This is a genomic window from Phytohabitans rumicis (assembly GCF_011764445.1).
Lineage (GTDB): Bacteria > Actinomycetota > Actinomycetes > Mycobacteriales > Micromonosporaceae > Phytohabitans > Phytohabitans rumicis.
This window is the reverse complement of record NZ_BLPG01000001.1, coordinates 6,870,345-6,896,588: the sequence shown is the minus strand read 5'-3', so window position 1 is coordinate 6,896,588 and position 26,244 is coordinate 6,870,345. Positions and strand designations below refer to the sequence as shown.

The 26,244-nt window shown below is 70.1% G+C and carries 26 protein-coding genes and 3 pseudogenes; 11 read left to right on the top strand and 18 right to left on the bottom strand.

Annotated features, from left to right (window positions below; translation table 11 throughout):
• Nucleotides 1-30: 30 nt before the first annotated feature.
• Genes Prum_RS31385 through Prum_RS31370 form a run of 5 tightly spaced genes read right to left on the bottom strand, consistent with a single transcriptional unit; the run spans nucleotide 31 to nucleotide 4,164 of the window.
• Nucleotides 31-936, bottom strand: a complete 906-nt coding sequence (locus tag Prum_RS31385) for a carbohydrate ABC transporter permease (RefSeq protein WP_173079748.1) — start codon at nucleotides 934-936, stop codon at nucleotides 31-33.
• 9 nt (nucleotides 937-945) lie between these two features.
• A complete protein-coding gene (locus tag Prum_RS54595) occupies nucleotides 946-1,515 on the bottom strand; it encodes a carbohydrate ABC transporter permease (RefSeq protein ID WP_308785390.1) in 570 nt (189 codons plus the stop codon).
• A complete protein-coding gene (locus Prum_RS54590; protein WP_308785389.1) occupies nucleotides 1,470-1,856 on the bottom strand; it encodes an ABC transporter permease family protein in 387 nt (128 codons plus the stop codon). Before Prum_RS54590 ends, Prum_RS54595 begins: the two co-directional genes overlap by 46 nt.
• A gap of 5 nt (nucleotides 1,857-1,861) precedes the next feature.
• Entirely contained in the window at nucleotides 1,862-3,280 is a 1,419-nt protein-coding gene (gene ngcE, locus Prum_RS31375; protein ID WP_173079747.1) for an N-acetylglucosamine/diacetylchitobiose ABC transporter substrate-binding protein, read from the bottom strand.
• Nucleotides 3,281-3,291: 11 nt separating this feature from the next.
• Nucleotides 3,292-4,164, bottom strand: coding sequence for a MurR/RpiR family transcriptional regulator (locus Prum_RS31370; RefSeq protein WP_173084356.1), 873 nt, complete (start codon nucleotides 4,162-4,164; stop codon nucleotides 3,292-3,294).
• Between the two features lie 178 nt (nucleotides 4,165-4,342).
• Here Prum_RS31370 and Prum_RS31365 point away from each other — a divergent pair, with 178 nt between their 5' ends.
• Nucleotides 4,343-5,320 (top strand): N-acetylglucosamine kinase, encoded by a 978-nt coding sequence (locus tag Prum_RS31365; protein ID WP_173079746.1) that lies wholly within the window; start codon nucleotides 4,343-4,345, stop codon nucleotides 5,318-5,320.
• A 61-nt stretch (nucleotides 5,321-5,381) separates the two neighbouring features.
• Here the strand turns inward: Prum_RS31365 and Prum_RS31360 are convergent, their stop codons facing one another.
• The 4 genes and pseudogenes from Prum_RS31360 to Prum_RS31345 form a co-directional block, all read right to left on the bottom strand.
• A complete protein-coding gene (locus Prum_RS31360; protein ID WP_173079745.1) occupies nucleotides 5,382-6,275 on the bottom strand; it encodes a carbohydrate ABC transporter permease in 894 nt (297 codons plus the stop codon).
• Nucleotides 6,272-7,180, bottom strand: a complete 909-nt coding sequence (locus tag Prum_RS31355; protein WP_173079744.1) for a carbohydrate ABC transporter permease — start codon at nucleotides 7,178-7,180, stop codon at nucleotides 6,272-6,274. Before Prum_RS31355 ends, Prum_RS31360 begins: the two co-directional genes overlap by 4 nt.
• Nucleotides 7,180-8,598, bottom strand: a complete 1,419-nt coding sequence (gene ngcE / locus Prum_RS31350) for an N-acetylglucosamine/diacetylchitobiose ABC transporter substrate-binding protein (protein ID WP_173079743.1) — start codon at nucleotides 8,596-8,598, stop codon at nucleotides 7,180-7,182. The genes Prum_RS31355 and ngcE (Prum_RS31350) overlap by 1 nt, the downstream gene beginning before the upstream one ends.
• 93 nt (nucleotides 8,599-8,691) lie before the next feature.
• Nucleotides 8,692-9,980, bottom strand: a pseudogene (locus Prum_RS31345) (aspartate aminotransferase family protein).
• A 74-nt stretch (nucleotides 9,981-10,054) separates the two neighbouring features.
• On the opposite strand from Prum_RS31345, the gene Prum_RS31340 reads away from it, so the two are divergent.
• The 5 genes from Prum_RS31340 to Prum_RS31320 all read left to right on the top strand — a co-directional run bounded on the left by Prum_RS31340 (nucleotide 10,055) and on the right by Prum_RS31320 (nucleotide 13,511).
• A complete protein-coding gene (locus Prum_RS31340) occupies nucleotides 10,055-11,137 on the top strand; it encodes a hypothetical protein (protein ID WP_246278207.1) in 1,083 nt (360 codons plus the stop codon).
• Between the two features lie 258 nt (nucleotides 11,138-11,395).
• The gene (locus Prum_RS31335) at nucleotides 11,396-11,719 is read left to right on the top strand and encodes a hypothetical protein (RefSeq protein WP_173079742.1); all 324 of its coding nucleotides are present in this window, start codon (nucleotides 11,396-11,398) and stop codon (nucleotides 11,717-11,719) included.
• Between the two features lie 9 nt (nucleotides 11,720-11,728).
• Nucleotides 11,729-12,085: a hypothetical protein gene (locus tag Prum_RS31330; protein ID WP_173079741.1), complete on the top strand. Its 357-nt coding sequence runs from the start codon at nucleotides 11,729-11,731 to the stop codon at nucleotides 12,083-12,085.
• Between the two features lie 16 nt (nucleotides 12,086-12,101).
• On the top strand, nucleotides 12,102-12,410 hold the full coding sequence (locus tag Prum_RS31325) for a hypothetical protein (RefSeq protein WP_173079740.1): 309 nt from the start codon (nucleotides 12,102-12,104) through the stop codon (nucleotides 12,408-12,410).
• Nucleotides 12,411-12,419: 9 nt separating this feature from the next.
• Nucleotides 12,420-13,511, top strand: coding sequence for an ATP-binding protein (locus tag Prum_RS31320; protein WP_173079739.1), 1,092 nt, complete (start codon nucleotides 12,420-12,422; stop codon nucleotides 13,509-13,511).
• Here the strand turns inward: Prum_RS31320 and murD are convergent.
• On the bottom strand, nucleotides 13,508-14,827 hold the full coding sequence (gene murD / locus Prum_RS31315) for a UDP-N-acetylmuramoyl-L-alanine--D-glutamate ligase (RefSeq protein ID WP_173079738.1): 1,320 nt from the start codon (nucleotides 14,825-14,827) through the stop codon (nucleotides 13,508-13,510). The two genes, Prum_RS31320 and murD, sit on opposite strands and share 4 nt — an antisense overlap.
• A gap of 16 nt (nucleotides 14,828-14,843) precedes the next feature.
• Between murD and Prum_RS31310 the strand changes: the two genes are divergently transcribed.
• A complete protein-coding gene (locus Prum_RS31310) occupies nucleotides 14,844-16,145 on the top strand; it encodes a MurL-like N-terminal domain-containing (protein WP_173079737.1) in 1,302 nt (433 codons plus the stop codon).
• Here the strand turns inward: Prum_RS31310 and Prum_RS49825 are convergent.
• From Prum_RS49825 to Prum_RS31280, 7 genes are all read right to left on the bottom strand, one after another.
• The gene (locus tag Prum_RS49825) at nucleotides 16,142-16,585 is read right to left on the bottom strand and encodes a YncE family protein (RefSeq protein ID WP_218577410.1); all 444 of its coding nucleotides are present in this window, start codon (nucleotides 16,583-16,585) and stop codon (nucleotides 16,142-16,144) included. The genes Prum_RS31310 and Prum_RS49825 overlap by 4 nt on opposite strands.
• On the bottom strand, nucleotides 16,534-17,319 hold the full coding sequence (locus tag Prum_RS31305; protein ID WP_218577409.1) for a YncE family protein: 786 nt from the start codon (nucleotides 17,317-17,319) through the stop codon (nucleotides 16,534-16,536). Before Prum_RS31305 ends, Prum_RS49825 begins: the two co-directional genes overlap by 52 nt.
• A gap of 56 nt (nucleotides 17,320-17,375) precedes the next feature.
• Nucleotides 17,376-18,992 (bottom strand): PucR family transcriptional regulator, encoded by a 1,617-nt coding sequence (locus Prum_RS31300; RefSeq protein ID WP_173079736.1) that lies wholly within the window; start codon nucleotides 18,990-18,992, stop codon nucleotides 17,376-17,378.
• Entirely contained in the window at nucleotides 18,973-19,770 is a 798-nt protein-coding gene (locus tag Prum_RS31295; RefSeq protein WP_173079735.1) for a TrmH family RNA methyltransferase, read from the bottom strand. Before Prum_RS31295 ends, Prum_RS31300 begins: the two co-directional genes overlap by 20 nt.
• A 33-nt stretch (nucleotides 19,771-19,803) precedes the next feature.
• A complete protein-coding gene (locus tag Prum_RS31290) occupies nucleotides 19,804-20,592 on the bottom strand; it encodes a hypothetical protein (protein ID WP_173079734.1) in 789 nt (262 codons plus the stop codon).
• Between the two features lie 120 nt (nucleotides 20,593-20,712).
• A complete protein-coding gene (locus Prum_RS31285) occupies nucleotides 20,713-21,810 on the bottom strand; it encodes an SPFH domain-containing protein (protein ID WP_173079733.1) in 1,098 nt (365 codons plus the stop codon).
• A gap of 15 nt (nucleotides 21,811-21,825) precedes the next feature.
• Nucleotides 21,826-22,266 carry an NfeD family protein gene (locus tag Prum_RS31280; RefSeq protein ID WP_173079732.1) on the bottom strand — a complete coding sequence of 147 codons (441 nt, stop codon included), beginning with the start codon at nucleotides 22,264-22,266 and terminating at the stop codon, nucleotides 21,826-21,828.
• 96 nt (nucleotides 22,267-22,362) lie between these two features.
• Between Prum_RS31280 and Prum_RS31275 the strand changes: the two genes are divergently transcribed.
• A complete protein-coding gene (locus tag Prum_RS31275) occupies nucleotides 22,363-23,670 on the top strand; it encodes a serine hydrolase domain-containing protein (RefSeq protein ID WP_173079731.1) in 1,308 nt (435 codons plus the stop codon).
• Between the two features lie 98 nt (nucleotides 23,671-23,768).
• Complete coding sequence (locus Prum_RS31270) at nucleotides 23,769-24,245, top strand: Rieske (2Fe-2S) protein (protein WP_246278206.1); 477 nt, start codon at nucleotides 23,769-23,771, stop codon at nucleotides 24,243-24,245.
• On the opposite strand, the pseudogene Prum_RS31265 reads toward Prum_RS31270, so the two are convergent.
• A pseudogene (locus tag Prum_RS31265) lies at nucleotides 24,232-24,914 on the bottom strand (DUF3097 family protein). The gene Prum_RS31270 and the pseudogene Prum_RS31265 overlap by 14 nt on opposite strands.
• A gap of 203 nt (nucleotides 24,915-25,117) precedes the next feature.
• On the opposite strand from Prum_RS31265, the gene Prum_RS31260 reads away from it, so the two are divergent.
• Both Prum_RS31260 and Prum_RS55255 read left to right on the top strand, forming a co-directional pair.
• On the top strand, nucleotides 25,118-25,906 hold the full coding sequence (locus Prum_RS31260; protein WP_173079729.1) for an Rv1486c family protein: 789 nt from the start codon (nucleotides 25,118-25,120) through the stop codon (nucleotides 25,904-25,906).
• A gap of 102 nt (nucleotides 25,907-26,008) precedes the next feature.
• A pseudogene (locus Prum_RS55255) lies at nucleotides 26,009-26,107 on the top strand (hypothetical protein); the annotation flags it as partial.
• Between the last annotated feature and the right edge of the window lie 137 nt (nucleotides 26,108-26,244).

The window sequence follows — 26,244 nt, the reverse complement described above, 5'->3', positions numbered from 1 at the left end:
TGCCCCACGGGTCCGACATTTGTTCTACTTCTACTTCACCGCGCCTGCGGTGAGTCCTTGCTGGATCTGGCGCTGGAAGAAGCCGTACATGACGATCATGGGCAGGATCGACAGGGTGAGCGCGGCGAAGAGGGCCGACCAGTCCGCCTCGTAACCCGCCGAGATCGAGATGCTCGCGATGCCCTGGGTGAGCATCCACTTCTGGTCGGCGTTCTCGCCCTGCATGAGGGTCACCGGCAGCAGGTACTGGTTCCACTGCCCCAGGATGTTGAAGATCGTGATGCTGACCAGGCCGGGCTTGGCCATCGGCATCATCACCTGGAAGAACAGCCGGGTGTGCGAGGCGCCGTCCATCACCGCGGCCTCGGCCACCGAGTTCGGCAGCGTCTTGAAGAACGCGGCCAGGAAGAACACGGTGAACGGCAGCGAGTACGCGATGTAGACCAGGATCAGCCCGGTGTACGTGTTGAGCAGCCCCAGGTTGTTGACGATCAGGAAGAGCGGCACCAGCGCCAGGAACACCGGGAAGGCCAGCCCGGACACGAACAGGTAGTAGATGAACCGGTTGCCGATGAACTTGTAGCGGGACAGGACGTACGCCGCCATGGAGCCGAAGAGCATGGTGCCGGCGGTGCTGATCGACACCACGAACACGCTGTTGAGGAAGTAGCGCCCGACGTGCGCGTCGCTCCAGGCGCGGGCGTAGCTGTCGAAGCTGAAGTGGGACGGCAGGCTGAACGGGCTGCCCAGGAAGATCTCGGTGTTGTTCTTGAACGAGGCGAGGATCGTCCAGGCCAGCGGGGCGATGACCAGGATCGCCCAGATGGCCAGGCCCACATGGGCGAGGCGGGAGAAGATCCGGATCTCGCGCCGGCGTTCCGCCGCAGGCTCCTTGGTGGCGTGCCGGGCGGGGCGTACCGGTGTTGTCGTTGCCATCGATACCCCCTAGAGCTCGACCGTCTCGCGCCGGCTCACCCGCAGGGTGAGCGCCGCGAACGTGATGGTGAGGAAGAACAGCGCGACGCCCATCGCCGAGGCGTAGCCGAACTGCGAGTACGAGAACGCGTTGCGGTAGATCTCCATGCCGAGCACGGTGGTGGCCCCGTCCGGCCCACCCTGGTCGACGGAGAGCACCTGCACGATGGCGAACGCGTCGAACGCGGCGATGCCCAGGTAGACCCACGCGACCTGGAGCGTGTCCCACAGCAGCGGCAGCGTGACCCGGAAGAACATGCTGCCCCCGCCGGCTCCGTCGAGCGTGGCCGCCTCGTAGATGTCACGCGGGATCGAGGCCATGCCGGCGGAGAAGAGTACGACGTAGAAGCCGACCGCCTGCCAGACCAGCACCGCGATGATCGCGTAGAGGGCGATGTTCGGGTTGGCCATGAAGAGCACCGGGTCCACGCCGAAGATGCCGAGGAACCCGTTGAGCAGGCCGCTGTCGTCCGGGGCGTACACCCGCTGGAAGATCACGCCGATGATGACGATGGCGAGGACCTGGGGGAAGAAGAACACGAGCTTGTAGAACTTCGACCCCAGACCCCCCTCATGATGCCGCCGCGCGAGCCCCCGCCGACGTTCAGCAGGAACGCGAAGAACAGCGCGATCGCGATGGCGGCCAGCGGCATGACAAGCAACAGCACACCGTGGTGCCGTACGGCCTTCCAGAACACGTCGTCCTGCAGCAACCGCTGGAAGTTGTCCAGGCCGATGAACTTCGGGTTCGCCGAGACACCGCGCCAGTTGGTCATCGCCAGGTAGAACGCTTGCAGGTACGGGGCGATGACGAAGGTCACGTAGATGCTGACCGGGACGATCAGGAAACCGACGATGAACGGGTACTTGCCATGCCGCATGATGATTACCGCTTGAACTTCTCGATGGACGGGTCCTTCTTGACGGCGTCCGCGACCTTCTGCATCCGGGTCACGAACTTGTCCGCGTTGCCGCCGCTGAACATCAGCTCGTTGGTGGCCGCGCGAGCCTCGTCGTCCAGTTTCTTGTACCAGGTGTCGAAGCGGTAGGCGAAGTAGTCGCTGCCGGCCGCCTTGAGCATGGCCTCGGAGCTGGTGAGGCCGGGCGAGATCGTCATGCCTTCGGTCGCGCCCTGGACCACGGTGAGCACCTTGGTGAGCTGGGTGAAGCCCTTGGCGCCCTCCTTCGAGAGCATGTGCCGCAGGTACTCCATGCCGCCGCGCGGGTTCTTGCCCTTGGACGAGACGAAGTACATCTCACCGGCCGCCGCGTAGATGGCCGTCTGGGGCAGCTTGTCCGAGCTGGTCGCGCTCGGCACCGGGATGACCGCGTAGTTGAAGCCGGCCGGGGTGTCCTTCGCCTGCTCGTTCTCCAGCCAGGAGCCGCTGGGGTAGAACGCGACCCGGTCCTGGTTCTGCTGCAGCTGGACCTCGGTGTGCTTCATGCCCAGGTGCGCCTTGAGCATGTACTTGGCGCCGATCTCGCCCCAGAGCTGCGCGGCCTGCTTGACCGGCTCCGCGGTCCAGGCGCCGTCCTCCAGGTTGTCGATGTTCTTCAGCACGTCCGGGCCGCCGATCTTGGCAGCGGTGGTGAGGATGACCAGGTACTGGTAGTACGAGGCGTTCGCGCCGGCGTACGCGTAGGGGGTGATGCCCTTGGCCTTGATCTGGTCCAGCAGCGCGGTGAACTCGCTCCAGGTCTTGGGCGCGGTCCAGCCGTTGGCCTTGAACAGCTTGTCCGAGTACCACAGGCCAAAGGTGGTGAACGCGTAGTTCAGCACGTACGGCTTGCCGTTGAACGTGCCCTGCTCCACCGTGCCCGGCACCAGGGTGTCCTTGAGGGCCTTGCTGGGGTCGTCCAGCGACGGCGCGGCGAACAGGTCGGTGAGGTCCTGCACCTGCCCGGCCTGCACGAGCGCGCCCTGGTCCATCAGCTTCGAACCGGCGTTGTTGACCATGTCCGGCGGCGTGTTGCTGGTGAACCGCGGCTGCAGGACGGTCGCGATCTCCTCGGCCTGGGAGAACTTCACGTTCGCCTCGGGGAACGCCTTCTTGTACGAGGGGATGTGCACGTCGGTGGCGTACTTGGTGCCGAGGCCACCGTTGAAGATCACGACCTCCAGCTCGGCCTTAGGGTCGACGCCCAGCGGGTTGGTCGCGCTCTTCTCACCCTGCGCCTGCTCCTGGGTCTCGTCATCGCCGCCACCGACGCAGGCGCTGAGCAGGCCCGCGGCCGGGGTGGCGAGCAGACCGGCGGCCGCGGCCCGGCCCAGGAGCTTACGGCGGTCAAGGTTCGTTTCTGACATGGTGACTCTCCTCAGTGGATGGTTGTGCGTGCTTTGTGACCGTCGACCGCCTGGGCGGTCCGTTTGAACGCCGCGTGTGCCCGGTCATGGGTGCGCTGGGCCACGGCGATGTAGAGCAGGTCGAGGACGACGAGTTGCGGGTGGCGCGCGGAGAGCGCGTCGGGCCGGAAGGTGGTGGCCTGGGTCGCCGTCAACAGGACGACGTCGGCCAGCTCGGCGAGCGGCGACCGCGGGAAGCTGGTCAGGGCGATCGTGGTGGCGCCGTGGCTGCCCGCCTCGGCGAGCATCTCGATGGTCTCCCGCGTCTGTCCGCCGTGCGAGATGCCGAGCGCGACATCGCCGCCGCGCAACAGCGCGGCACTGGCGAGTCCATTGTGTACGTCGGTCCAGGCCCACGCCGCGACGCCGATGCGGTGCAGGCTGAACTGCATCTCCTCGCCCACCAGCGCGCTGCCGCTGGCGCCGAAGATATTGACCCGGGAGGCGGCGGCGATGGCGTCGGCGGCCCGCTCGACCTCTCTGAGGTCGAGCAGGGTCGCGGTGTCGTGCATGGCCCGCGTGTCGGCGGCCATGATCTGCTCGAGCACCTTCTCCAGCGGGTCGCCGGGCTCGATCTCCCGGCCGATGTCGACGGCCCAGCCGGCGGCCCGGGCCCGTCCGGTCTCGGCCGCGATGCCGAGCCGGAGATCGGCGTACCCCTCGAAGCCGAGCGCCCGGCAGAACCGGGTGATCGTCGCGGGCGATGTCCCGCTGCGCTCGGCGAGCTCGACGATGGTGGCGCGGGCGGCGCCGGCGGGGTCGGTCAACACCTGCTCCGCGACCCGCTGCAGCGCTCCCGTGAACTCCGGCAGCTTGGCGCGGACCGTCAAGAGCACGCCGTCCATGGCCGCCGGAGATTCGACCACCTTGATCACCACCTTTTCGAACTTCGGGAAAGACTGTTAACTGTTAGTGGTAAAAGTTCTTACTGAAGGGCCTCTCTTGTCAAGATGTTGGGTGAAGTTTTCAAACTGTTACCCTGGGAAGGCGCTTTCCTAGGTGGGCTTGACCCACGATGTCCGGGTGTCAGACCCACTGGTGATCGGCTTGGACGTCGGCGGCACGTCGACCCGCGCGCTCGTTGTCTCGGTACGCGGACAGCAGCTCGGGTCCGGGCTCGCCGGCGGCGGAAACCCCACGTCACACGGGGCGGAGCCGGCCGCCGCCGAGCTCGGCAAGGCGCTGGCCGAGGCCCTCGCCGCGGTCGACCCCGCCCGGGTACGCGCCGGCATCATCGGCCTCGCCGGGGTGGGCCGGTTGATCGCCAACCCGGAGGCCCGCGACGCGTTCGAGCGGGCCTGGCGGGCGGCCGGCCTGCGCTGCCCGCTCACCGTCGTCGGCGACGCCCTCGTCGCGTACGCCTCGGGCACCGCCGCCCCGGACGGCACGGTGCTCATCGCCGGCACCGGCGCGATCGCCGCCTCGGTGCGCGGCTTCGCCCTCGACCGGGTCGCCGACGGCCACGGCTGGCTGCTCGGCGACGCCGGCTCCGGCTTCTGGCTCGGCCGCGAGGCGGTACGCACGACGCTCGCCGCGCTGGACGCGAGTCTGGACCTCGGCCCCTTGACCCGCTCGATCATGATCTCTTTGCTGGGCTCGACGGCGGTGGCGAAGCGCCCCCGGGACACGGTCGACTCCCTGGTCCAGCGGGTCACCCACCGCCCGGCCATCGAACTGGCCGCGCTGGCCCCGCTGGTGATCTCCGCGCACTCCGCCGGAGATCCGTCCGCCGTCGCCCTGGTCGCCGAGGCGGCCCGCCTGCTCACCGCCAGCGTGGGCCGGATCCGCCCGCCCGGCGACGCCACCCCGATCGTGCTGGGCGGCGGCCTGCTGACCGGCACCACTCCCCTGGCCCCGGCGGTGGGAGCCGCGCTTGCCGACCAGTGGCCCGCGGCCCCCGTCTCCCGGGCGGGCGACGGGGCGGCGGCGGCTGCTTGGCTAGCGGCCCGCGGGGTGCTCCCCGCCGAGGAAGCAGCGGCGCTGCACGCCGCACTGTTCTGAGTGCAAGGAAGGGCCCCTTATTATGCAAAAAGCGATAACAGGGTGCCCTTCCTTGCACGCGTCACTTGAGCTGGCCGGCCGTCAGGCCGGACTGGATCTGGCGTTGGAACAGCACGTACACGCCGAGCACCGGAAGCATGGCGATCGTCAGGCCGGCGAACAGTCCACTGTAGTCACCCTCGTACCCCTGGCTCACCGCCAAGCTGGCCAACCCCTGAGCCAGCACCTGCTTCGACTCGTCGCCCTGCATGAGCACCTGCGGCAGGATGAACTGGTTCCAGTGGCTCAGGAAGTTGAAGATCGCCACGCTGATCAGCCCCGGCCGGGCCATCGGCAGCATGACCCGGAAGAAGAGCCGGAAGTGCCCGCACCCGTCCAGCAGGGCCGCCTCCGCCACCGACTCCGGCAGGGTGCGGAAGAACGCGCTCAGGAAGAACACCGTGAACGGCAGTGAGTAGCCGGCGTAAACCACCATCAGGCCGGGCCAGGTGTTCAGCAGCCCGGCGTTGCGCACCACGAAGAAGAGCGGCACCAGCGCCAGGAACACCGGAAACATCATGCCGCCGACGAACAGGTAGTAGAACAGCTGCCGGAAGCGGAACTCGTAGCGGGCGAAGACGTACGCGGCGGTCGCGCCGAAAAGCATCGTCAGGGTGAGCGAGCCGAGCACCACGACCGTGCTGTTGAAGAAGTACCGTCCAATGTGGGCCTCGGTCCAGGCGCGCGCCCAGTTCTCGAAGCGCAGCGCGCCGGGCACCCCGAACGGGTCGGACAGGATCTCGCCGTCGTCCTTGAACGAGCTGACCAGCACCCACAAGAGCGGGAACGTGGTCAGCACCGCCCACAGCACGAGGAAGCCGTGGGAGAAGACGTTGGCCACGCCCCACTCCCGGCGCAGCTTGCGATCTCGCGAAGGGGGCGGCGCGGCGACCGCCCGCTCCTCGACCAGCGTCATGAGTAATCAATCCGATCGCGACGAGATGCCCGCAGTGCCAACACCGATACCGACAACGTCAGGAAGAACATCACCACGCCGATCGCCGAGGCGTACCCGAATCTGGTGTCCGAGGCGAAGGCGGTGTTGTACATCCGCAGGCCGATCACGTCGGAGGAGAAGTTCGGCCCGCCGTCGGTCATTAGCTGTACCAGGATGAAGCCGTCCAGCGCGGCGATGGCCAGGTAGATCCAGGCGACCTGGATGGTGTCCCACAGCAGCGGGATGGTGATTTTCACGACGGTCACGAGGCGGGACGCGCCGTCCAGCAGCACCGCCTCGTAGATGTCCCGCGGGATCGCCTGCATGGCCGCGCCGAAGAGCACGACGTAGAAGCCGACGTTGCTCCAGACCAGCACGGCCAGCACGCACCAGAACGCGAACCGCGGGTCGCCGAGCCACGTGGGGCCGTCGATGCCGACGGCTCCCAACGCGGCGTTGAGCAACCCGTTGTTCGGGTGGTACACCTCCCGCCAGACCACCGCGATGATCACGACGGAAAGCACCTGCGGGAAGAAGTACACCAACCGGTACACCCCGGTCCCGCGTACCCCCACGACGCCGGCCTGCCCGCGGCGACCGCCCATGTTGAGCATCGTCGCGAAGAACAGGCCGAGCGCGATCGTCACCACCGGTACGACGGCCAGCAGGATCGCGTTGTTCTGTATCGCGTTCCAGATCTGGCCGTCGCGGAACAGCCGGGTGAAGTTGTCGAACCCGACGTAGTTGGCGTCGGCCGTGTAACCGCCCCAGTCCGTTGTGGAGATCTGGAACGCCTGCACGTACGGCGACAGGACGAAGATCCCGTACAGCAGCAGGGGCGGCACAAGGAAGGCGATGATCAGGGGGTACTTGCCGTGTCGCATCAAGCCCGCTTGTACTTCTTGATGGAGCTGTCGCTGGCGATGGAGTCGGCGCCCTTCTGGCACTGGTCGAGGAACTCGGCCGGGCCGATCCGCCCGCTGAAGAACTCGCCGCAGGCCGCGTCGACCAATTCGCGCTCCAGCTTGCGGTAGTAGTTCTGGTAGACCCAGTTGAAGCCGTTGGCGCCGGAGGCGTCAAGCGCCTTGACCACACTGGACAGACCGGGCCCGAGCGTCGCGCCGTCGGCGGAGCCGGCGACCACGCTGAGCGCGGACACCTTCTGGGTGAAGTCCTTGGCGCCCTTCATCGACAGCATGGTACGGAAGTACTCCAGCCCGCCGGGCACGTTCTTGGCCTTCGCGGGCACGATGAACGGCTCGCTCGCCGTACCCCGCATCGCCTCGAACGGCAGCTTGTCGCTCGCGCCCAGGCTGGGCGTGGGCGCCACCGACATGTTGAACCCGGCCGGGGTGACCGCCTTCTGCTCGTTCTCCAGCCAGGAGCCGCAGGAGATGAACGCCGCCTTGCCCCGGCACCACTCGGTCTGCGACTGCACGTGGTCCAGGCCGGGCGTGCCGGGCAGGATGAAACCATCCTTCACGATCTGGTGCCAGGCGTCCGCCGACGCCTTCATCGCGTCCGACTTCCAGGCGTTGGGCTCCAGGTTGTCGATCGCCTCGGCCACGCCCAGGCCGCCGAACTTGATCGCCGTCGCGATCACCGGCCAGCTCATGTAGCGCGGGTGCTTTCCGGCGTACGTCCACGGCGCGATGCCGGCCGCCTTGATGGTCTTGCACAGCGCGATGTGCTCGTCCCAGGTCTTCGGGTACGCCCAGCCCTTGTCGGTGAAGAGCTTCGTGGAGTACCAGATGCCGTAGGCGGTGTAGCTGATGTTCAGCACGAAGAACTTGCCGTCGTAGCTGCCCACCTCGACCACGCCGGGCAGCAGCGTGTCCTTGACCGTCTTGCCGGGTACGTCGAGGCTCGGCGCGCCGAGCAGCTCGGTGAGATCGCTGAGGGCGCCCTGGGACACCAGCCCGCCCTGGTCGATCTGGCCCGCACCGGAGTTGTTGACCACGTCGGGCGGGCTGCCGTCGACGAACCGTGGCTGGAGGGTCTTGCTGATCTCCTGGGTGGCGGAGTGCGTGATCTTCGCCTTCGGGTACTTCTCGGTGTACATGGCCTCGTGGGCCTTGGCGTAGTCCTCGCCGTACCCACCATTGAAGATCACGACCTCGAGGGGCGCGTCCACCTTGACCCCGAACGGGTTTTCCGTGGTCTTCTCGCCCCGCTCGGAGCCGGTGCCAGAGTCGTCGTCGTCACCGCCCATGGCACAGCTCGACAGCAGGCCGGCCGCGGGGGTCGCCAGAACGCCGGCGACGACCCCGCGGCGAAGAATGTCACGCCTTGTACTATTCATGGGGGGCGCGTCACTTCCCTTCAATCGCTGTTAGCGCTTTGAAGGATTCTTACGACAAGTGCACGAGGTCAGCAACCCCCCAGCCCCGAACTGTTACGCGGCGGCGCTCGCGATGGCGTCCACCAGGATCGCCAGGCCCTCCCGCGCCTCCTCCTCACTGAGCGTGAGCGGCGGCCCCATGCGCAGCACGTTGCCGTACAGGCCGCCCTTGCCGACCAGCAGGCCACCGGCCTTGCACGCCTCGAACACCCGGGTGGTCACGGCCGCGTCCGGCTCCAATGTGCCCGACCGCACGAACTCGATCGCCAGCATCAGGCCCTTGCCGCGCACCTCGGCCACGATCGGCTGCTGCGCCGCGGCCGCCCGCAGGCCCTCCAGCAGGATCGCGCCGACCCGCTGGGCGTTCGCCTGCAGGTTGTGGTCGAGCACGTAGTCCAGCACCGCGTTGCCGGCCGCCGTGGAAATCGGGTTGCCGCCGAACGTGGAGAACGAGATGGCCGGCACCGCCTCCATCACCTCGGCCCGGCCGACCACGCCGGCCAGGGCGAAGCCGTTCCCGATGCCCTTGGCGAACGTCAGCAGGTCCGGCGTCACCCCGTGCGCCTGGTACCCCAGAAATGCTCACCCGTGCGCCCCCACCCGGTCTGCACCTCGTCCGAGATGAGCAGGATGCCGTGCTCGTCGAGCACCTTCTTCAGCGCGGCGAACAGCCCGTCCGGCGCGTGCACGAAGCCGCCCACGCCCTGGATCGGCTCGGCGATCAGGCACGCCACGTCGCCCGCGGTCTGGGTGGCCAGCACCTCGCGCAGATCTTCCACCGCCGCGTCGATGTGGTCGCCGTCCGCCAGCCGGGCCATCACGCCGCGCAGCCGGTCACCGGAGTGCAGCCAGGACACCTGCAACGGGTTGAGGCTGCTCGCCGACCAGCTCCGGTGCCCGGTGATGCCGATCGCCGCGTACGACCGGCCGTGGTAGCTGTTGCGCACCGCGAGCACCTGGTTGGACCGCCGCAGGTTCGTCGCGACCAGCAGCGCCGCCTCGTTGGCCTCGGTGCCGGAGTTCGTGAAGAAGACCCGGGCGTCCTCGATGCCCGACACCCGGGCGATCTTCTCGGCCAGCTCGATCTGCTGGCGGATCAGGTACAGCGTCGAGCTGTGCACCACGCCGGTGCGCAGCTGCCGCTCCACCGCCTCGCGCACCTCCGGCACGTCGTACCCGATCATGTTCGTCAGGACGCCGCCGAAGAAATCTAGATATGTCCGGCCGGCCGCATCGGTGACCCGGCACCCGGAACCGGAGACGAGCTCGATCGGCTCCTGGTAGTAGATGGGCATCCAGGTCGGCATGACGGCCTTGTGCCGCGCCAGCAGGTCATCGGTCATAACGCACGCTCCCATCGGCGCCACCCCGGAGGCAACCTACAGTCTGTAACCGCCATCCCCGTTAAGATCCCACGGTGCACGTCCAGCCGGTACCGCTTCCGACCGGCGAGCCGGCCGCCGTGCTCGACGGCGTCGCTCGCTGGATCACCTCGGCGCCCCTGCGCGACCTCGTCGCCGCGTTCGACGGCCGGTGGCCGGGCGGCGACAGCCCCACGCTCCTGGCCTGGCTGGACGCCTTCTCCGCCGCGCACTGGGACTTCCGGTCCGGCAACGAACGCCCCGACGCCCGCGAGCCCGACCTCGACCCCGACGTGGCCGCGGTCGTCGAGGAGTCCGCCGCCGCCCTCGGCATGGTCGCCGCCAAGCCGCCGCCGCGCCGCGACTACCGGCACGTCGTCGTGCTCGGCGGACTCGCCCAAGCCTGCCTGCGGCGCACCGCGTACGCCGCCCACCTGCTGCACCGCGGCACCGTGGCCACCGAGATCGGCCTACTGGGCAGCCTGCGGCCGCTGTCCCCCGCCGAGAGGGCACTGCCCGCGGTGAACGGCTGCACCAACGAGGCCGACGTCCTCGACCTCGGCGTCCGCCGGTCGTTCGGCGTCGAAGGGCCGGTCGACACCGACACGGCCCCGGACGGCTCCTGGTTCGTGCGCACCTACCGGCCCGCCGACGGCCCGCGGGTCCTGGTGCTCGCGGCCCCGTCCAGCGAGCCAGGGGTACGCCGTGCCGACACCACCGACACGCAGCGCTTCTGGGCCGGGCGGGCCGGCTTGACCAAGGGCGACCGGGTGCTCGTGGTGACCGCCCCGATCTACGTGCCGTTCCAGCACTGCGACGCGGTCCGCACGCTCGGCCTGCCGTACGGCTGCGCGGTCGACACGGTCGGCGTAGACCCCCGCCTGGCCGACGACGACGCCCTCCCGAGCCGGTGCTCACCCCCGGCCGCTACCTCCAGGAGATCCGCTCCGCCATCCGCTCCATGCGCCTGCTCACCGCAGCCCTGGGCGGCTAACCCCCGCCCTACGCCCGCCCCAGCCGCGGCCGTCCCCGCCCGGTCGCGCGCCGATCAAGGACTTGCCCGCCGATCAAGGGCAAACGGCCGCGACTCGATCTCCAAACCACGACCATATGCCCTTGATCGACGCACAAAGCCTTGATCGACGCACCCAAAGCCCGCGCCCAAGCCCGCGCCCAGCCGCGCTCGGGCCTGGCCCGACCCCCGCGCCGCAGCCGACCGGGAGCCGTGGTGCGGTATGCACGAAGCCCACGAAGAGCGCACCTGAAATGTCACCCGTATTGGTTCGCATGATCCGATGTATCAACGAACCGCCCGCCGGCATCCGCCAACCAAATAGGCGTTGAGCTTTCCTGAAGCCCCGCCATTCTGGCCGTACGAAATCCGAAGGGGGCGAAGCATGGATCCGATCACGTTGATCCTCCTCGGGATTGGGAGTCTGCTCGCGGGCGGCGCGGCGGCCGCGGTCGTCTATATCGCGTTCTTGACAATTGACACCGTGATGTCGTGGTTTCAGGCCCGGCGGAGCTTGTTGCGCGGCCGAAACCTGATCGCCGCCACCATCATGGAGCGCCTGAGTACCGGCCGGTACCGCACGGTGCAAGGGGTCTTCAACACGCAGACGCAGGGCTGGCTGGAGTCGCGAACAATCGAGTCGGATCAGGTGAGCGCCGATCTCGCCAGCCGGCACTACGGCCGCGACGTCGCGGTCTACACCGTGTAGGAGGCCGACATGCGGGACGAGACTCGACGCCAGGATCACCTGAACGACCTGCTCGGCGAGCTGAGCCGCGCGCTGGAGCTGTTGGCGGTGCCGCGGGCCATCTTCAACCGCACGCTGCGGTACGAAGACGTGATCACGTGGTTCATCGACAACCGCCCGCGCGGGGGCGTCGCGCAGGCGGGCGCCGTGCTGCGTGGCCCGGCACCCGGCGGCCGGTTGGACATCATCCAGGTCTTCCTGGACGGTCAGCACTCGGTCGCGTGCGGCCCCGGCGGAAAGCCGTACGGGCGGCGCCTCGAGGTGCACGCCCTGGACGACGAACTGTCCGAGGCGTTCGGACAATCCGACTTACTACTCGTACAGTGACGGACGGGCAAACGCCATGCTGGAATTGCTGATCATCGCGGCCATTGCCATCGCGAATATCGCCGCCGCGGTATATATCGTGTTTCTGACAATCACCGAGATCGTCAGCTGGTTCCGCAACAACCGGCGACTCTCCCAGAACGATACCCGCGAGGTCGGCTTCACCCTGCAGAAGCGCCTGGCGAACGGCGACTACAACACGATCCAGGGTGTCTTCAACCAGTCGACGAACGAGATCGCCGCGATCCGCGAGGTCAACTCGTCGTCGGTCGACGGTGACCTGGCCCGTAACCACCAGGGCAACGACCTCGCCATTTATACGTAGGAGCGCGAAATGTTCCCGACCGCGCACGAAGACGCCATCGCGATCAGCGGCATTCCCGAGGACGTGCCGGAGCGCGTCGCGGCGGTGGCGCGCAGCCGGCTGCACAACGCCTACCGCGAGATAGCCCAGATGTCCCGCTCGGCGCCGGTCGTGTCGGTAGGACCGGTGAGCGTCCTACGCACATCGGTGAGGAAGAACGACCGTGCACGGAGCGGCGACGAAGACGTCTCCACCGCCGAACGCGCCGGCCGGTACCAGGCCGTGCCGCCCCGGTTCCGGTTCGACCAACTGGTCCTGCCCGATCCGCTGAACGAGTCGCTGCTCACCGCCGCGGAGGCGATCCGCCTGCGCGGCAAGATCTACGACGAGTGGGGCCTGCGGACCATCGAGCCGTCGCCCAGCACCGCGCTCAACCTGCACGGCCCACCGGGTACGGGCAAGACGCTGGCCGCCCACGCGATCGCCGACCGGCTCGGCCTCAACGTGATCGTGGCGGGGTACGCCGAGTTGGAGAGCAAGTTTCACGGTGACGGCCCGAAGAACATCAAGGCGGCCTTCCACGCGGCCGAGCAGCAGCGGGCCCTGCTACTGGTGGACGAGGCGGACTCGCTGCTGTCCCGGCGCCTGACCAACGTGACCCAGGGCTCGGAGCAGGCGATCAACTCGATGCGCAGCCAGATCGTGCTCTGCCTCGACGCGTTCGCCGGCGTGGTGGTCTTCTCCACCAACCTGGTGGAAAACTACGACCGCGCGTTCGAGTCGCGGGTCCGGCACTTCCACTTTCCGCTGCCCGACCAGGCCACCCGGCTGCAGATCTGGCGCAAGCTGCTGGTGCCCGCGCTGCCGCTGGCGCCCGATGTGGCGGTCGAGGCCCTCACCGCAGCCACCGAGGACTTCAGCGGCCGGGACGTCAAGCTGGTCATCGTCGCCGCCGCCGAGCGGGCCGCACTGGCCGGCAAGGGCGCGCTGGACATCGCCGACTTCCTCACGTCGATCGAGCAGGTGAGCTCGGCGCGCATCACACCGCCCGCGCCGCAGAGCCGCCCGGCGACGCCGGAGGAGCGGGCCGCCATCGAGGAGCAACTGAACAAGGCGTCCTAGGCGGTGTCGCGTACGGCCTGGAGGAAGACCTCGGAGCGGTGCTCGAAGTTGCGGAACCGCCCGTAGCTGGGTGCCGCCGGAGACAGCAGCACCGCGCCGCCCACCGGGGTCAGCTTGCGCGCCAGCCGTACGGCCGCGACCAAATCCTCGGCCACCTCGGTGCGTACGCCGGGCAGGTCGGCGAGCGTCTCGACGATGCGCGCCCCGCTGTCCGGGATCCCGATGACGGTTAGGGTGCGCGTGGCCAGATGGTCGCGCAGCGGCGTGTAGTCCAGCCCGCGGTCGGTCCCACCCACGATCACCGTCAGCGCCCGCCCCTCGTACGCGTCGATCGCGTGCATCGAGGCGTACGGGCTGGTGGCGAGCGTGTCGTCGACGAACGTGAGCCCCGACGGGTCGGCGATCTCGGTCAGCCGGTGCGGCAGCGGCTGGTACGACGACACCGCCGCGGCCAGGGCGTCCCGCTCGGCGACGCAGTCCACGCCGAGCGAGTCGAGCACGGTCAGCGCCACGCACAGGTTGCGCTCGTTGTGGATGCCCACGAGCCCCAGCACCGTACGCGCGAACAGCGGCTCGCCCCGGAAGCGCACCTGGCCGCCGTCGACGTGGAATCCGTCGGGGAGCCCGGCCGCGCGGCCGGTGACGCGCGCCGCGAGCCGCTCGTCCGCCGCGTTGTAGACGACGTGCTCCGGCCCGTGCGCGACGAGGTTGAGCTTGTCGCGGTAGTACTCCTCCTCGCCCCCGTGCCAGTCCAGGTGCTCGGGGAAGAGGGCGGTCAGCGCGGCCACCCGCGGCGAGTCCGCCAGGTCGGCGCACTGGTAGCAGGACAGCTCCAGCACGTACTGCTGCGCCGGCGGCAGGTCGAGCGGCGCGGTGCCGATGTTGCCGCCGAGCACCGCGGGCCGGCCCACCCCGCCGAGCAGGTGGTGGATGAGCGTGGTGGTCGTGCTCTTGCCCTTGCTGCCGGTCACGCCGACGGTGGCGCCCGCGTGGTCGGCCATCCACAGCGCGGTGCCGCCGGTCACCTCGATGCCCCGGCGACGGGCCTCGATGATCCACGGGTGGGTCTGCCCGATGCCCGGCGAGCGGACGATGACCTCGGCGCCCATCAGCGCGTCGAAGCAGCCGTCGCCGGTGATCAGCGGCACGTCCCGGGCCCGGCTCTGCGCCCAGTCCAGGGCCAGGAAGTTGAGGGTGTCGTCGACCGCGACCAGGTCCGCCGGCCCGACGGGCGCGATCGCCGCGGCGGCGGCCACACCCTCGCGGCCGGATCCCCACACAGCCACGGAACGGTCCCGCAGGTCAGATAGGCGCACATAGCTAGTATTGCCTGTGCTCGAAACCCAGTACCGGCGACTGTCCTTTCCCGCGCTGTCGTTCGACCCGGCGACCGGCGTGGCGGCGCTGCCCTACGAGCTCGACGACCTGGCGTTCACCGAGACGGTGACGTTTGCGCTGCCGGCGGGCGAGCCTCCGCAAGCCTTCCACCGCGTGCTCGAGCTGCTGCACCTCGTCGCCGGGGTGAGCTACTTCAAGGTCGGCGCCCCGCCGGAGGTCGTGACGACGACCCCGCTGAGCGCACCCGCCGTCGCGTTCCTCAACGCCGTCTATTCCAAGGGCATGGCCGAGTACGCCTACCGCAACGACCTCCCGCACGTGCTGTCCCTGTCGGTGTCGGCACCGACCGCGGTCCCCGCCGAGCCGGTGGCCGGCCGGGACGGTAGGCCGTTGAGCGCCGTCGGCGGCGGCAAGGACTCGATCGTGACGCTGGAGGCCCTGCGCCACGCCGGCCTCGACCCGGTGCCGTTCGCGGTCAACCCCAACTGGGTGATCGACTCGGTCTTCGCCGCCTCCGGGCTGACCCCGCTGGCCGCCCGCCGCAAGCTCGACCCGAGGCTCTTCGAGCTGAACGCGGCCGGCGCCCTCAACGGGCACATCCCGGTGACCGCCATCAACTCGCTGATCGCGGTGGCGACCGCGGTGCTGCACGGCCTCGGCCCGGTGGTGATGTCGAACGAGCGCTCCGCGTCCGACCCCAACCTGCTCTGGAACGGCCACGAGATCAACCACCAGTGGTCCAAGGGGGTCGAGGCCGAAGGGCTGCTGCGCGCCGCCCTGACCGCCCACGCCGGCCTCGCCGACCCGTACTTCTCGCTGCTGCGGTCCCGGTCCGAGCTGCACATCGCCCGGTCGTTCGCGTCGATCACCGCGTACGACGACGTGGTCACGAGCTGCAACGCCGCGTTCAAGCTGCACGACGCCAGCGCCCGGTGGTGCGGCCACTGCCCGAAGTGCCGGTTCGTCTTCCTGGCGCTGGCCCCGTTCATGCCGCGGGCCCGGCTGGTGGGCATCTTCGGCGCCGACCTGCTGGCCGACCCGACCCAGATCCCGGGGTACAAGGAACTGCTCGGCCTCGACGGGCACAAGCCGTTCGAGTGCGTCGGCGAGGTCGAGGAGTCGCTGGTGGCCCTGTCCCTGCTGCGCGACGGCGCGGAATGGGCGGGCGCACCTGTGGTGTCGGAGCTGGCGGCAGCAGTCCCCGGTGCCGCGTGGACCGCCGCCGCCAGCTCCGACGTCTTCGTCCCCGGCGGGCCCCACTTCGTCCCGCCGGGCTACGCCAAGGTGCTCGACTAGAGGGCCGCGATGGCTTCCTCGGTGACCTTTTGGTTGCGCTCCCGCTGGGGGAAGTCGCCGACCGGTACGCGCGCCACGATCTGCGAGGTCGCGTAGGAGATGACCACCACCTGGTCGGCACCGCTCAGCGACACGTAGCAGTACCTGCCGTCCGTGCTGGTCTGCGTCCAGTACGGAATGTCGCCCACCGGGATGATCCGGTCGGTGCTCAGCCCCGGCCGGGACACGATCGCGGCGTAGTCGTCGATCGTGCCGGCCATGCAGAGCTTGGTGCCGTCGCCGGACATCGCCATCCCGTGGTGCGCCGAGTTGCCCGGGTAGTCGTCCGGGCTCATCGCCTGCCCCTCGGCGCTGTACGGCATGGTGACCGTCCGTACGATCCTGCCGTTCACCAGGTCGTACTCGATGAAGCCGTTGAGGTACGAGAGCTGGGCGTACATGGTCTTGTTGTCCGGCGTGAAGACGGCCGGGCGTACGCCGTGGTCGAAGGTGTAGACGCGGGTGACCTTGAACGTGGTGGGGTCCACGACGGTGAGCTGCCTGGCCCCTTGGCCCACTCCATCCACTGCGGCAGCGAGACCATGCCGATGCTGGAGTTGTAGAGCTTGGTGCCGTCCGGCGAGTAGTCGTTGGCGTGCGGGTAGCTGCCGGTCGGGAACTCCGCCACCTCCGTGCCGGTGCGGGCGTCGATCACCTGTGCCTCGTTCACGGTGGTGTCCGAGACGACGATCTTGCTGCCGTCGGGCGAGATCGCCATGTGGTCGGCGTGGTAGCCCTCCAGCTTGAAGCGCCACACCTGGCGGTGGGTGACCAGGTCGATGGCGACGACGTCGGGCAGGTTGGCGCGGGAGACGTACATGGTGCGGCCGTCGGGCGAGACGAACATGTCGTCGACGAACTTGTCGCCGTTCTCCGCGCGGACGATCTCGTAGGCGGTCCGCTCGACCAGGCTCATCTCGTTGATGCGCTGCTGCAGGTCGGGGATGACGTTGAGGGTGCCCAGGTTCGCGAATGTCGTCTCGTCGATGAAGCTGACGGTGCCGCCGTACGCGTTGCCGACCAGCAGCACGTTGCGCAGCGCCGCCGCCTGCGCGGGTGCGGAGCCGGTCTGGACGACGAGCGTGCTCAGGAGCAGAGCCGCCACGGCCAGGGCGCTTTTCCTCGGTGAGCGCATAGCGCGTCCTTTCGATGGATTGTTACCCAGTAGTAAACGACCCATCGGGAAAAGCGTCAATGTTTCATGTTTCGGTCCCGGACGGCGTCGAGGGCGAGCAGGGCCACATGCAGGGACAGGCTGTCGTCCACCGAGTCCAGGTTCACGCCGAGGATGCGCTCGATGCGGGCCAGCCGCTCGTACAGCGCGGGCCGGGACAGATGGGCGGCCGCCGCGGCGGCGGACTTGTTCCGCCCGCTGTCCAGAAACGCCCGCAGCGTCCCCAGCAGCCGCTCGCGCGGGTGCTGGGCGTCGTACGCGAGCAGCCCGCCCAGCTCCCGCTCCACGAACGTCTGCAGCCGCGGCTCGTCCCGCAGCAGGTGCAGCAGCCCGGCCAGCCCGACGTGCGGGAGCCGGAACACCGGCACGTCCCGCCGGCCGTGCCGGGCGGCGTCGGCGACCTGCCGGGCCTCGACCAGCGAACGCCGGGCCTCCCGCAGCGTCTCGACCCGGGACCCCGCGGCCACGACCACGGCGGGCGGGGCCTCCCCGCGTACCCGATGAAGGGCGGACGCGAACGCGGACAGCGACTGATCCTCGGCGGCGGCGCCGGGCAGCGCGATCAGCGCGCCCACGGCGTGGTCGTCGAGCGCGCTGGCCAGGCCGGTGAGCTTGGCCTCGCGCAGCGCGTGGCTGACCGCCTCGGCCAGGTCGCGCAGCTGCACCGCGTCCGGGTCCTCGCGGGGGCGGACCACGACGCCCACGAGGTGCCGCCGGTCCAGCGGTACGCCCAGCGCGCGGGCCCGCAGCGCCACCTCGTCCACCGGCTGGGCGTGGTCGAGCAGGGCGGTGAGCAGGGTGTGGTGGATCTGGCGTTCGAGGCCCTCGGCGTCGCGGCGGATGAGCCGGCCGAGCGCGAGGGTGGACGCGGCGCGTTCGAGCAGGATGGACAGTCGGGTGGGCGGGGCGCCGTCGCCGGGCCAGCGCGCCAGCAGCCGGCCCCAGTCCTGCCCGCGGGCACCCACGGTGGTGACCAGCCACCCCGCGTCCGCGTCGAACGCCGTGCGCCCCGCCGGCTGGATCCGCCGCGAGTGCTGCTCCCACCCGTCCAGGAGCAGCTCGGCGCTGTCCCCGGCGGTGTCGTACGCGAGCACCTGGCGGGACAGGTTCTCCAGCACGACCGGGCAGCCGGCCAGCTCAGCGGCCTGATGCACCACCTCGGCCGGCTCGGCGCCCTCGACCGACAGCTCGGTGAACCGCTGGTGGATCTCCTCGGTCGCGCGCAGCTCGGTGAGCTGGGCGTCCACGATGAGCGCGTGCACCGCCTCGGTGATCCGTACGAACGGGGTGGCCCGGCGCAGCTCCACCAGCGGCATGCCGCGACGCTGGGCGGCCGCGATCATGACCCTGGGCACGCTGCCGGTGTAGCGCCGGCCCAGCTCCACGACCAGCCCCGCCACGCCCACGTCGGCCAGGTCCGCGATGAACGCCCGCACCCCCGCGTCGTCCGCCGGCAGCCCGATGCCGGTGGTCAGCACCAGCTCCCCGCCGCGCAGCAGCGACGCGATGTCCGGCACCTCGGCCACGTGCACCCACCGCACCGGCCGGTCCAACCCGGCCTCCCCCGCCACCACGCGGGGCTCGCCGTGCCGGACCGGGTCGAGCCCGATCACCTCACGGACGGTCGGGAACATCGTCCCTACCGAGTTCCCAGAACGCGACGGCGGCCGCCGCGGCGACGTTCAGCGAGTCGACCCCGCGCCGCATGGGGATGACGACCCGCACGTCGCTGGCTGCTTGTGCGGCCCTGGACAGCCCCGGCCCCTCCGCGCCCAGCAGCAGCGCCGCCCGGACAGGCCCGACCTTCTGGATGGGCACCGCGTCCGGCGCCGGGGTCATCGCCAGGACGGTGAAGCCGGCGGCCTTGACCTTGTCGAGGGCCTCCGGCCAGGGCGCCAGCGTCGCGTACGGCACCGCGAACACCTCACCCATGCTCACCCGGACGCTGCGCCGGTACAGCGGATCCGCGCAGCTGGGCGACAGCAGCACCGCGTCCACGCCGAGCGCCGCCGCGCCCCGGAAGATCGCGCCGAGGTTGGTGTGGTTGTTGACGTCCTCCAGGATCGCGACGCGGTGCGCGGCCGCGAGCACCTCGTCCGCCGCCGGCAGCGCACGCCGGTGAAACGACGCCAGCACGCCACGGTGTACGTGGAAACCGGTCGCTTTTTCGAGTACGTCCTGGCTGGCGGCGTACACGGGGGCCTGCTGGAGGTCCCCGAACTGGTCCAGGCGCTTCTCGTCGAGCAGGAACGACCGGGGCCGGTAGCCGGCCCGCAGCGCCCGCCGCAGCACCAGCTCCCCTTCGGCGATGAAGAGCCCGTGCGGCGGCTCCCACCGCGTACGCAGCTCCACATCGGTCAGCGCCCGATAGTCCGATATCCGCGGATCCCCCGGATCCGTAACGACCTCCACCCCGGCATTCTCCCCCGCCCCTGCGGGCGGGGGTCAGTGGGCGAGACCGCCGGTCGCGGCTACCTGGGCGGCTACGGCGCGGGCGCCGGCTGAGGCGGCCGCTCCGTGGATGCTGGGGACCAGTCGGCCGGCGGTCCAGGCCATGCCGATGCCGGCGGCCAGCATGAAGATGGCGCCGACCGTCTGGAGTGGGCCGACCAGCAGGCCCGCGATGCCCACCATCGGTGCGGCGATCATCAGCATCAGGCCGTCCGAGACGGTGAAGAGCCCCGAGCGGGCCACGGCCCAGCCGGACACCAGCCACCCCAGGCTGTAGACGCTCGCGCCGGCCAGCGCCAGCATGCGGGCGTCCGCGCCGTACACGCGGGTCTCCTCGGGGAGGGCGGCGAACGGGAGCGACAGCGCCGCGCCGGTCAGCCCGATCATCAGCCCCATCGCGGCGGAACGCCGGCTGCGCGCCGCCGCCAGCAGGCCGGCCACCGCGACCAGGGCCATGAGCCCGAGCCACACCGCCACGATCCAGCCGACGAGGTGCAGGATCAGGCCGTTCTCCAGGTACGGCGCGGGCCCGCCGCCGTCGAACCGGCCCAGGGTGATCGCGCCGTACGCGACCGCGTACGCGGGGAGGGTCCACATCAGGGAACGGGCGAAGCGGCGTACCGACCAGGCCCACGTGGCGTTGGTGACCGGGCCGAGATGGGAGTGTTCGGGCGCGGCGGCCGCCACGACCGCGACTCCCGCGTCTGTTCGGGAGACCACCCGCACGGGCGCCGAGCGCACGGTCGAGCCCGCTGGACGGGTGTGTTTGGTGGCGTTCGCCATGGCCAACCGCCTTCCCCCGCGGCCGGAACGCGCCGGCGCCCCGGCACAACCATGATGAACTAGATCATGGCAGGTGCCGGGGCGCCGTGTGGCCGGTTCGTGAAGAGAAAGCCGGATATGTCAGGCGCGCTCCGGTGTGGACTGGTCCAGCAGCGTCGACGGGGACACCGGCGCAGGGGCGGGCAGGCCGCGCGGCCCCGACGTACCCGAGACCTGCTCCTCGGCCTCCTGGACCTCCTGCTGGACCTCTTGCGCGGCGGCCGCGGCGGCACTCGCGGCGGCGGCCGCCTCGCGCTCGACATCGCCGGTGTCGATGGCCACGACCGGCTCGTCGCCAGCGGCCGACGCGAGGCCACCGAGCGCGCCACCGAGGCCCTCCAGGGCCTTGGTCAGCTCGGCCGGGACGATCCACACCTTGCTGGCCTGGCCGTTGGCGATCTGCGGGAGCGCCTGCAGGTACTGGTAGGCGAGCACCTTCTGGCTCGGGTTGGAAGTGTGGATCGCGTCGAACACCGTCCGGATGGCCTTGGCCTGTCCCTCGGCCTGCAGGATCCGGGCCTGCCGGTCACCGTCGGCGCGCAGCACCGCGCCCTGCTTGTCGCCCTCGGCGGTGAGGATCTGCGCCTGCTTGTGCCCCTCGGCGGCGAGGATCGTCGCCCGCCGCTCGCGCTCGGCCCGCATCTGCTTCTCCATCGAGTCGCGGATGCTCGGCGGCGGCTCGATCGCCTTGATCTCCACGCGGGTCACCTTGATGCCCCAACGGCCGGTGGCCTCGTCCAGCGCCATCGACAGGTGCCGGTTGATCTCCTCGCGGCTGGTGAGCGCCTTCTCCAGGTCGAGGGAGCCGATCACGTTTCGCAGCGTGGTGATGGTGAGCTGCTCGATGCCCTGCAGGAAGTTGGCGATCGCGTACGTGGCGTCGTACGCGTCGATGACCCGGAAGTAGAGCACCGTGTCGATGGACACGACCAGGTTGTCCGAGGTGATCACCGGCTGCGGCGGGAAGCTCACCACCTGCTCGCGCAGGTCGACCTTGGACGACACCCGGTCGATGAACGGCACCAGCAGGTTGAGCCCCGGCGACAGCGTGCGCGAGTACTTGCCCAGCCGCTCGACCACGTACATGCGTTGCTGCGGCACGATCCGCACGGCCCGGATCAGCGTGATCGCCACAAACAGGGCGACGAACGCCACGACGATCGCAATGACAACTTCCATTCCAAACCCCCTGATCTAGATGTCTCGCCAGACCATGGCGGTGGCGCCCTTGACCTCTATCACCCGCACCCGCTCACCGGGCTCCAACACTTGCGTGGCGTCGTACGCCCGCGCGGTCCACAACTCACCCTCGATCTTGATGAGGCCATGCTCGGCGTCCACCTGCTCCAGGACCAGCCCGGTCGAGCCTTCGAGGGCACCGGAGACGCCCAGCGCCGTGTCGCTGGAGGAGAGCATCGACTCCCGGTGCTTTCTGATGACCGGCCGCACCGCGACCAGCGCCAGCGCGGACACGATCGCGAACACCGCGGCCTGCGCCGGCACACCGGCGCCCAGCCCCGCGGCGATGGCGGCCGCGAACGCGCCCGCGGAGAGCATGATCAGGACAAACGTGAACGTAAACATCTCGGCGACCGCGAGCAATACGCCCAGAACGATCCAGAGAACAGCATCCACACCCCGATCGTGGCACGCGCACGCACCAGCGGCGAGTCGCCAGACGGTAACGTCGGCGACCCGCGCGCGTTGACCATCTTCAGGAGGTACGCAAACGTGACGCTGCTACCGGAGACGACCCGGCTGATCGACGTGCTGGTCGCCGATGCCCAGGCCGCCGGGCGGGCACCCTCGGTCGTGGTGGGTGTGGTCCGCGACGGCACGGTGGCGTACATCGCCGGGGCCGGCGAGCACCCGGCGCCCGCCGCGGGCACCCAGTACCGGATCGGGTCCATCTCCAAGACCCTCACCGCCGTGCTGATCATGCAGCTGCGCGACGAGGGCCGGCTGGCGCTGGACGACCTGCTCTACCGCCACCTCCCCGGTACGCCGGTCGGCGGCGTCACGCTGCGCCAGTTGCTCGGGCACGCGGCCGGCCTGCAGCGCGAGCCGGACAGCGCCGGCTGGTGGGAGCGGACCACCGGCACCGACGTGGACACCCTGCTGGCCGGGCTCACCCCGGACAAGCTGGCCTTTCCTCCACATCGGAGGTACCACTACTCCAACCTGGCGTACGGCCTGCTGGGTGCCGTGCTGGAGCGGGTCACCGGCAAGCCGTGGATCGAACTGGTGACCGACCGGGTGCTGGCGCCGCTGTCGATGCTGCGTACGACGTACCACCCGCACGAGCCGTTCGCCCCCGGGTACGTCGTACACCCGCTGCACGGCACCCTGCTGGAGGAGCCGCGCACCGACACCGGCGCGATGGCCCCCGCCGGCCAGCTCTGGTCGACGGTCACCGACCTGGCGAAGTGGGCGGCGTTCCTGGCCGACCCGGTGCCGGAGGTGCTCGCGCCGGACACGCTCACCGAGATGTCCGCCCCGGTGGCGATCGGCGATCTGGAGTCCTGGAGCGGGGGCCACGGCCTGGGACTGGAGCTCTACCGCCGCGGCGACCGCGTCCTGGTCGGGCACGGCGGCTCCATGCCGGGGTACGTCGCGCTGCTGGCCGTGCACCGCCGTTCGCGCACCGGCGTCGTGGCGTACGCCAACACGTACGGCTTTCCGATCGGCTCGCTGGGCCTGGCGGTGCTCGACGAGGTGCTCACCCGGGAGCCGGCGCCGGCCGCCCCGGCGTGGCAGCCCGCGGGCCCGCCCGGGCCGGCGGTCGCCGAGCTGTGCGGCCGCTGGTGGTGGATGGGCATCCCGCACGACGCGACCGCCGGCGCGGGCGAGGAGCTGGTGATCACCCGGCTCGGGCGGGAACCGTGGCGGTTCGTCCCCGAGGGTCCGGATCGGTGGCGCGGCCATGCCGGCCTGAACGACGGCGAGACGCTCCTGGTACGGCGGGACCCGGCGGGCGGCGTGGAGGCGCTCGATATCGCCACGTTTGTCTTCAGCCGGGATCCAGATCACCTGGCCTGACCTGGGACTTTCAGCGGATCCACAGGTTCGGCACAGGGTAGGCCCAGCCGGACCATCAATGCTTGGCCGCCATGAAGGTGAACGCTCAACCAAACCTCGTGGGTCGTCGTAAAGTGCTCGCCGCCGGAGCGGTAGGCGTCGGAGCCGTCGGCCTCCTCGCCGCGTGTGGCGACGACGACACCGCCGCGTCCACGTCCACCGACTCCGGCAGTTCCACCGCCACGTCGTCGGCTCCATCCGCGACGTCCTCCTCGGCGGCGGCCGACTCCGGCAGCGGCTCGTCTTCGTCCAACGCCCTCGCCAGCACCTCCGACATCCCGGTCGGCAGTGGCAAGATCTTCACGGCGGAAAAGGTCGTGGTCACCCAGCCCACCGAGGGCGACTTCAAGTGCTTCAGCGCGATCTGCACCCACCAGGGCTGCCCCGTCGCCAAGATCGACACGAGCGCCATCACGTGTACGTGTCACAACAGCACGTTCTCGCTGACCGATGGCTCAGTTTTGGGCGGCCCCGCGTCGAGCCCTCTGGCGGCTCAGACCATCACGGTGGCGGACGGCTCGATCACTCTGTCGTGAAGTCGATGAGCCGCTCCATCGCGTTGATGAGCGGAGTCTCCACGTCCTTGTAGCTATCCACTTTGGACAGAATGTGGCGCCACATCGCCGCCGGGTCGGCCACCCCAGGGAGGCGCACACGCCCTCCTTCCACGGCTGACCCGGCGGCACCACCGGCCAGGCGCGGATGCCGAGCCGTTCCGGCTTGACCGCCTGCCAGATATCCACGTACGGGTGACCGGTGACCAGCACGTGCGGCGAGGTCACGGCGGCGACGATCCGGCTCTCCTTGGACCCGGCCACCAGATGGTCCACCAGTACGCCGAGCCGGCGCCCAGGCCCAGGGCCGAAATCCCGTACCGCCTCGGCGAGCGCGTCGATCCCGTCCAGCGGTTCCACGACGACGCCTTCGATCCGCAGGTCGTCGCCCCAGATCCGCTCGACCATCGCGGCGTCGTGGATGCCCTCGACCCAGATGCGGCTGGCCTTCGCCACCTGCGCGCGCACCCCGTCGACCGCGATCGACCCCGACGCGGTACGGCGGCGCGCGGCGGTCCCTGTTGGACGGACCGGCTTGCGCAGCGTCACCGGCTGGCCGTCGAGCAGGAACGCGGCCAGTGCCAAGGGAAAGTTGCGCCGCTTGCCGTGCCGGTCCTCGAGTACGACCGCGCCGTACTCGAATCCGACCACGGCGCCGCAGAAGCCGGAGCCGGCATCCTCCACGACCAGGTCGAGCTCCGCGTCTACCTCCGGAATTGTCTTGCGGCGGCGCCAGTTCCCCGCCAGTACGTCCTCCCCATACATGCCCTCGCACGCTAGCCGCGCCAGTGCGGTGCACCACGCAGACGCGCCGCACCCGAGACAGCGCAGCGGGCAACACGTACTCTTGCCGCATGTCTCCCGCAGCAGGCGCGGCGACCCTGGCGGCTCGCCGGTCCACCCGGTTCGTCGCGTGGGTACGCGCGTGGCGCGCCGGACTGGTGCCGTTCGACGAGGTCGCCGACGAGATCGCCGGTGACGAGGAGCACCTCGTCGCGGACGCGCCCGGCACCTGGACCGACGTACCGCTGCGGGACGCGCTGCCGTCCCTGTCGAAGCTGCCGCCCGACGAGATCAGACTGGTCCTGCCCGCGCCCGGGGATCCGCGCGGGCTGCCGGGTCCCGGCCCGTTCGCCGGGGCCGCGCTCGTCGCGGGCGAGGCCGTCGTGGCGCGCGAATTGGGCCTCATCCCCGAGGTGCGCAGCCACACGTCCGGCTCGGGCGTGACGTTCGAGACCGTGCTGTGGCGGGTGTTCGCGCTGCCGGCGCCGACCAGGGCGCACAGCGAGCCCGGCACCGCGGAGGCGGAGGCCGAGCTGTCCACCGCCCTCGCCGAGGCCACCTCGCGGCTCACCCGCCTCGACGTCGCCCAGTGGCGGCCCGAGTTGGCCGGCGCGCTGGCCGCCCTGCGCCGCCCGGACGCCGGCATCGACCTGCCGCCCGGCTTCGACCCGCGGGCGAGGCGCCTCTTCGCCAGAGCCAGCGTCCTGGACCGCGTCCTGGCCCTGGCAGAACACGCCTCCCCCGGCTCGGCCGTCAACGCCTACGAGGCCCACGAACGCACGGATGCGCTCCGCCCGCTCGTACTGGCCTGCCGGATGGCCCTGGTCGCCTCCTGCAACGCCCCCCTCACGGGAAGTTGATCAGGGCCGAGTTGATCAGGGACTAGCTCGGGCGTTTCGCGGCGTGCCGAGGGAGCTACTCCCTGATCATCGCGATCTTGGCGGGCACCTTACGATCGGAGCGTGCGCGTAGAGGAGCCGGTCACCCTACTCACCGTCGCCGAGCGGGCGGGCGTGTCGAAGACCACCGCGTCGGACGCCCTCACCGGCTCCGGGCGGGTGTCGGAGCGTACGCGCGCCAAGGTGGTCCAGGTGGCCGAGGCGCTCGGCTACGTGCCGAACGGGTCGGCCCGCCACCTGCGCCGCGCCAGCACCGGCACGATCGGGCTGCACGTACCGGCCGTCCTGACCCGCTCCAC

What these genes read in the sequence shown, in the direction of transcription:
- Prum_RS31260 (WP_173079729.1), top strand. Translation starts at nt 25,118, where the DNA reads ATGTCTCCCGCAGCAGGCGCGGCGACCCTGGCGGCTCGCCGGTCCACC.
- Prum_RS31325 (WP_173079740.1), top strand. Translation starts at nt 12,102, where the DNA reads ATGCTGGAATTGCTGATCATCGCGGCCATTGCCATCGCGAATATCGCC.
- ngcE (WP_173079747.1), bottom strand. Translation starts at nt 3,280, where the DNA reads ATGTCAGAAACGAACCTTGACCGCCGTAAGCTCCTGGGCCGGGCCGCG.
- Prum_RS49825 (WP_218577410.1), bottom strand. Translation starts at nt 16,585, where the DNA reads ATGTACGCCCAGCTCTCGTACCTCAACGGCTTCATCGAGTACGACCTG.
- Prum_RS31335 (WP_173079742.1), top strand. Translation starts at nt 11,396, where the DNA reads ATGGATCCGATCACGTTGATCCTCCTCGGGATTGGGAGTCTGCTCGCG.
- Prum_RS31360 (WP_173079745.1), bottom strand. Translation starts at nt 6,275, where the DNA reads ATGACGCTGGTCGAGGAGCGGGCGGTCGCCGCGCCGCCCCCTTCGCGA.
- Prum_RS31370 (WP_173084356.1), bottom strand. Translation starts at nt 4,164, where the DNA reads ATGGACGGCGTGCTCTTGACGGTCCGCGCCAAGCTGCCGGAGTTCACG.
- Prum_RS54590 (WP_308785389.1), bottom strand. Translation starts at nt 1,856, where the DNA reads ATGCGGCATGGCAAGTACCCGTTCATCGTCGGTTTCCTGATCGTCCCG.
- Prum_RS31285 (WP_173079733.1), bottom strand. Translation starts at nt 21,810, where the DNA reads ATGGAAGTTGTCATTGCGATCGTCGTGGCGTTCGTCGCCCTGTTTGTG.
- Prum_RS31385 (WP_173079748.1), bottom strand. Translation starts at nt 936, where the DNA reads ATGGCAACGACAACACCGGTACGCCCCGCCCGGCACGCCACCAAGGAG.
- Prum_RS31300 (WP_173079736.1), bottom strand. Translation starts at nt 18,992, where the DNA reads ATGTTCCCGACCGTCCGTGAGGTGATCGGGCTCGACCCGGTCCGGCAC.
- Prum_RS31355 (WP_173079744.1), bottom strand. Translation starts at nt 7,180, where the DNA reads ATGCGACACGGCAAGTACCCCCTGATCATCGCCTTCCTTGTGCCGCCC.
- Prum_RS31290 (WP_173079734.1), bottom strand. Translation starts at nt 20,592, where the DNA reads ATGGCGAACGCCACCAAACACACCCGTCCAGCGGGCTCGACCGTGCGC.
- Prum_RS31320 (WP_173079739.1), top strand. Translation starts at nt 12,420, where the DNA reads ATGTTCCCGACCGCGCACGAAGACGCCATCGCGATCAGCGGCATTCCC.
- Prum_RS31305 (WP_218577409.1), bottom strand. Translation starts at nt 17,319, where the DNA reads ATGCGCTCACCGAGGAAAAGCGCCCTGGCCGTGGCGGCTCTGCTCCTG.
- Prum_RS31330 (WP_173079741.1), top strand. Translation starts at nt 11,729, where the DNA reads ATGCGGGACGAGACTCGACGCCAGGATCACCTGAACGACCTGCTCGGC.
- ngcE (WP_173079743.1), bottom strand. Translation starts at nt 8,598, where the DNA reads ATGAATAGTACAAGGCGTGACATTCTTCGCCGCGGGGTCGTCGCCGGC.